Origin of the sequence: Paenibacillus gyeongsangnamensis (genome assembly GCF_027533625.1) — a bacterium.
Taxonomy (GTDB): Bacteria; Bacillota; Bacilli; order Paenibacillales; family NBRC-103111; genus Paenibacillus_G; species Paenibacillus_G gyeongsangnamensis.
This window is the reverse complement of record NZ_JAQAGZ010000060.1, coordinates 1-4,686: the sequence shown is the minus strand read 5'-3', so window position 1 is coordinate 4,686 and position 4,686 is coordinate 1. Positions and strand designations below refer to the sequence as shown.

4 protein-coding genes are annotated in these 4,686 nt (G+C 42.4%); 3 read left to right on the top strand and 1 reads right to left on the bottom strand.

Annotation, left to right across the window (positions count from 1 at the left end):
• Positions 1–679 precede the first annotated feature (679 nt).
• Positions 680–3,067: a bifunctional YncE family protein/alkaline phosphatase family protein gene (locus O9H85_RS37220; RefSeq protein WP_269886355.1), complete on the bottom strand. Its 2,388-nt coding sequence runs from the start codon at positions 3,065–3,067 to the stop codon at positions 680–682.
• Between the two features lie 321 nt (positions 3,068–3,388).
• Between O9H85_RS37220 and O9H85_RS37215 the strand changes: the two genes are divergently transcribed.
• The 3 genes from O9H85_RS37215 (at position 3,389) to O9H85_RS37205 (ending at position 4,448) form a co-directional block, all read left to right on the top strand.
• Entirely contained in the window at positions 3,389–3,601 is a 213-nt protein-coding gene (locus tag O9H85_RS37215; protein ID WP_269886354.1) for a recombinase family protein, read from the top strand.
• Positions 3,602–3,852: 251 nt separating this feature from the next.
• On the top strand, positions 3,853–4,035 hold the full coding sequence (locus O9H85_RS37210; protein WP_269886353.1) for a hypothetical protein: 183 nt from the start codon (positions 3,853–3,855) through the stop codon (positions 4,033–4,035).
• Between the two features lie 119 nt (positions 4,036–4,154).
• Positions 4,155–4,448 carry a DNA-entry nuclease gene (locus O9H85_RS37205; RefSeq protein WP_269886352.1) on the top strand — a complete coding sequence of 98 codons (294 nt, stop codon included), beginning with the start codon at positions 4,155–4,157 and terminating at the stop codon, positions 4,446–4,448.
• Positions 4,449–4,686: the final 238 nt, after the last annotated feature.

Sequence of the window (4,686 nt, the reverse complement as noted above, 5' to 3'; positions counted from 1 at the left end):
ATGGAACGAATACATCGCTTGCCTCAAAGGATATCCGAGGGTAGACGAAAAAAGCAATAAGTACCGTTGTTAGATGGATGAGTAAATTACCATATAATTACCAAATGGACAGAGCTACCTTTCAGAGGTGATCGACCTTTTGGCGATGCGGCTTGAATCATTGTTCAGAATAATTCGACAACTTATCCAAACGATTTTAATGCAACGCTAGTGATAACATTATATACAAATTAAACGCTATTTCAAATACCTGCATATAGATTCTACTATGTATAAAAATAGAGGATATATGCTCATATACTGAACATATTATCCTCTAATTATTGTACTACAATTAACCGCGGCAGCTCCTTTTTCTTCCTTTTTACTTCTCCACAAAATCAAGCATTTTGTACATATGTAGATGTAATTATGAATTAGGAAAAAGCCTTAGCAGAATTTCCCCAAGGCTTCTTACCACCGATGATTACGGAAAATTAAATCAACGCTTAAATATCAATTATAAGGATAAAATATCTCTAATTACCAAATATGTGTAAATAATATATCTCTCAGCCTCTTCAATGGTTACTTCTGAATGGGTACCTTTGTTGGTACATAACTTATCTTATGTACTGAAATAAACCGCTCTCACAAGAGAGCGGCTTATGGAATTTAAAAGATTCGTGTAAATACCGGTTTATTTTTTGAATTCAGGGTACGGTTGGTTTCCTTTTGTTGCCAACCAGTTCGCACGATAGAGTTTATCACGATCGGCTTTATCTGGTTGCGAGAAGTCTTGCTGTTGCATAATGGCAGCCATCGGTGCATTTTGACCGTTGATGGCAGTGATTGGATAGGTTTCCTGTTCTACATTATATTGTGTGAAGTTTGGATGATTGGTGAACGAATTAAGCATCGGAATTGCAGATGCATCGTATTGGTTCAGCGGTTTCATCCCTAAAATCATTTCCATCGTCCGAATCATCGAATCTTGATCGTATAAGGTACTATCGACCGATCCTTTTTGCGTATAAGGGCTGATCACAAGCGCTGCGGTGCGGTGCGCATCTACATGGTCGCTTCCGCCTTGCGGATCGTCCTCCACGACGAAGATGGCGGTATCCTTCCAATCCTTCGAATGGCTGACCGTGTCGACCAGGCTGCCGAGGGCGAGGTCGTTTTGCGCCACCATCGCCTGCGGCGTAAGCTTCCCCGGTTTCGTACCGACCGTATGGTCGTTCGGGAGATAGACCATTTCGAATTGGGGCAGGCTGTCGTTTTGCTCGAATTGCTTAAACTCCTTTTCCCATTCGTGGTATCGGTCCATATCGGAAATATTATAATTCCAGCCTGGGAAATTCGGATCGTAATGGCTGCCGATCGCGGGATCGTCCGGTTTCCAGTCGCCGTCCGTTCTCGTCGAGCCATGCCGGTCATAACCCGGCGATGTCCAGTAATTGATGTACTCGCCGTAATCGCGGAACGAAACGCCGGCCCGATTGGCGCTATCCCAAAGATAGCCGTTTTTCGGCTTCAACGCTGGTACATCGACTCCGTACGTTTTGCGTCCATCCGAGTAATCGGGCAGCCAGGTTTTCTCCGAATAATCGTTAGAGTCCGCCCCGATCGCCCATATATGCCCGGAATCGCTCACTTCGCCGTCGGTATATAAGTTGTCTAAGAGTACGAACTGATTCGCAAGTTTGTGAGCATTGGGCGTGATGTTTTTCCCATACTGAACTAAACTCGGATCTCCATTTCCTTTAGGCATATCACCGAAAACTTGGTCATACGTTTTGTTTTCTCTAATGACGTAAATCACGTGTTTAATGGGTGATTTTTCCCCGTCGGAACGTGGAATCGGATCATTTTTATTTCCCGTAAGGCTACTGAACCAACCATCGCCATGTACTTTCGCAACTTGGTTATTATCATTCACTTGATCCGTATATTGCTTTAATTGCTTGCTATCCGGCAAATTAATAAAGGACATCGTCCCTTGCATCATGTTTCCGATATATTGATTTTGCGTATTTGGACCCGCACCTAAACCTTTGGCGTTAAGGACCATTAATTGACCGCCGTTGACATAGACGCCAGTTGGATACCATGCTGTGGGGATAAGACCTTGAACCGTGTTTTTAGCTAAATCAACAACAGCGACATCGTTATTGCCAGCGTTTGCAACATATAGCGTTTTTCCATCGGGACTCACGGTTAAAGCATCAGGCTGGCTTCCAGTCACGGCATCTTTATAAGGGGCCAAAGAGATGGTTTGGATGACTTGTTCTTGTTTCGGATCGATGACAGAAATTTGATCGCTATCCGAGTCGGATACATACATGTACCCGCTCATTGGGTTTACTGCGATCGCATTCGGATGTAGCCCAACTGATATCGTTTTTTCAACAGATAAATCCTGAGGATTTAACACCGTGACACTGCTTTCGCCCCAATTGCTAACATAGAGTGCCTTCCCGTCTTGACTAATTTGAGCAGTATACGGATCCTTGCCAACAGCAGCAGTAGCTACAACTTGTTTACTCGCAAGATCAATTTTGGATACTGAATTGCTTTCGTTGTTAGCAACGAACAGGAATTTTCCATCAGGCGATATAGATATTCCCATTTGTGTTTTTTCTTTTAATAGAATAGGAGATTGTTCAGTTAATGTTCCGTTGGCAAATTGAAACACTCGGATTTTGTTGTTTCCGCCAGCCGATGCATAAAAGGTTTTGCCATCCGGACTAAACGCTGTACCAAGATACAGTCCTTCACTATTGGTATACGGAATTGTTTGAACGACTTGTTGTTTTTGAATATCGACAACTTGTAGAGATTGCGTGCCTTGCCCATCGTTGGAAACCACTAAGTAGTGATGGTCCGGGCTTAATGATCCTCCCATAGGAAAGTCCCCGAGATTGATTTGTTTTCCTGCCGGCGTGAGTGTCCAGCCGTGAGGATTAACCCCGGTGTTGTCCGACTGGGGGCCTGCCACAATATTGTAAGAAGCCATAGCTGTTCCAGATCCGACTACCGTTGCCGCCAATGCAATGGCAGAAATCTTTTTACTAATTTTTTTCATAAGTTCTCTCCTTTTTAAAAAATATCAATTTCTCAGCAGTGTTGATTTGACTACATTTTTACTATGAATTAACAACTGCTGTATTTAAAGTCTAGAAGAGATTTGTTAGTTGATTGTTAGAAGAGTTTTAAGATTTTCTCAGATACCTTAAATTGGTAATATCGGTTCAATTATACAATTGATTATGTCGAATAGTGTTATAATATACCGTAAATTAGTGATATTCGTGCTATTATACTAATTGATGATGTCGAATTATGATTTATACGGGTCTAAAGTTAGAACATACGGAAACATATGGACCATCAAACGATGGGGTGAGTGGAGCGCGGTGCTGCTTTCGTCAGCCTTAACGATAACATTGATACAACCACGGCGGCCGGTAAGGCGATGTTTGGAATGCTGGCTGTATTTGCAGAGTTTGAGCGAATGATTGTGGAACGGACAAAGGAAGAATTGGCAGCATCCAAGGCAAGGGGGTGTAACGGAGGTCGTCCGAAGATGGACCAGCGCAAAGTGGAGAAGGCGTTGTAGCTGTATGATAGTAAAACTCTTACTGTGAGAAATCTTAATTATAGATACCAATATATATCATATGTTTGCGGGTAGTATCAGCAACGCTGGTACTACCTCAACTACTCGGGTACTCCAAAATATAGGCCAAACACCGCACCTATTAAGCTCTCGCTCTCAGCGCCAAATATTCGGAGGAAGCCGGTCTTGTTCAAAACCTATCGCCTTACAAACTGCTACATTTCTATGATATGATTTGCTGCTCCCAAAAGATGAAATTGCCTATTGTTCCCATAGACCAAATGCTGGATAATTCTACCGACATCGCTGCCGGCAAAGCCGCAGGAACGTACACGGTGAAAATAGGTGCTCCGGATCCGTTGGCTGATATTAATGCAGGCTCGCTTTATGAAGCGGTTCCGATGATACTGGAAATGAGATATCGGCTTCAGTAAAATAATGATTAGGAAAGTCATTACCTGTTTAAATAACTCCTATTCAGGTTCACAGTTTAACCAAAATGACCTATGAATTATCATAGGTCATAGCATTTTTCATTATGGGTGATTAGGATATGAGCAATAGAAAATTGAGGACACTTACAGAAGACGATATATTGGACGGAATTGAATACGATCAAAGTGGGGGAATAAAATACCATCCTGTGTTTCACCCTAAGCATGGTATACCTTTTACTGATGAAGAGATGGAATATCTATGCTTCTTTTGGGACTATGATGAGACCCGAACCTTAGCTTTTGCCCTCGGCAAAACAGAACAGGCCTGCAGAAAGAGAGTACTGAGTCTAAGAAAGCGCGGAGCATTTGATTTTTATAAGTACCAATACGCAAAGAAGCTGCAAGAATAATGTACACCCAATCGCATTGTCTCTTATGGTGCTACAAGATGTCAAGACAGTTTTTTTAGATTTTTAAGGTGTGAAATCTTGCACAATGTTTGTTGTAATTGCCCCGAAGGGGCAAGCAGTTAATCGATCAGTGATGGAAATATTGAAAGATATTACCACTGAAGAAGATGTTCATAGGTTGAGGACGTAGCCCAAGCGAAGGCGCGGGAGAAAGGCTTTCTCTTTTGTCATTCACATG

What these genes read in the sequence shown, in the direction of transcription:
- O9H85_RS37220 (WP_269886355.1), bottom strand. Translation starts at nt 3,067, where the DNA reads ATGAAAAAAATTAGTAAAAAGATTTCTGCCATTGCATTGGCGGCAACG.
- O9H85_RS37205 (WP_269886352.1), top strand. Translation starts at nt 4,155, where the DNA reads ATGAGCAATAGAAAATTGAGGACACTTACAGAAGACGATATATTGGAC.
- O9H85_RS37210 (WP_269886353.1), top strand. Translation starts at nt 3,853, where the DNA reads ATGAAATTGCCTATTGTTCCCATAGACCAAATGCTGGATAATTCTACC.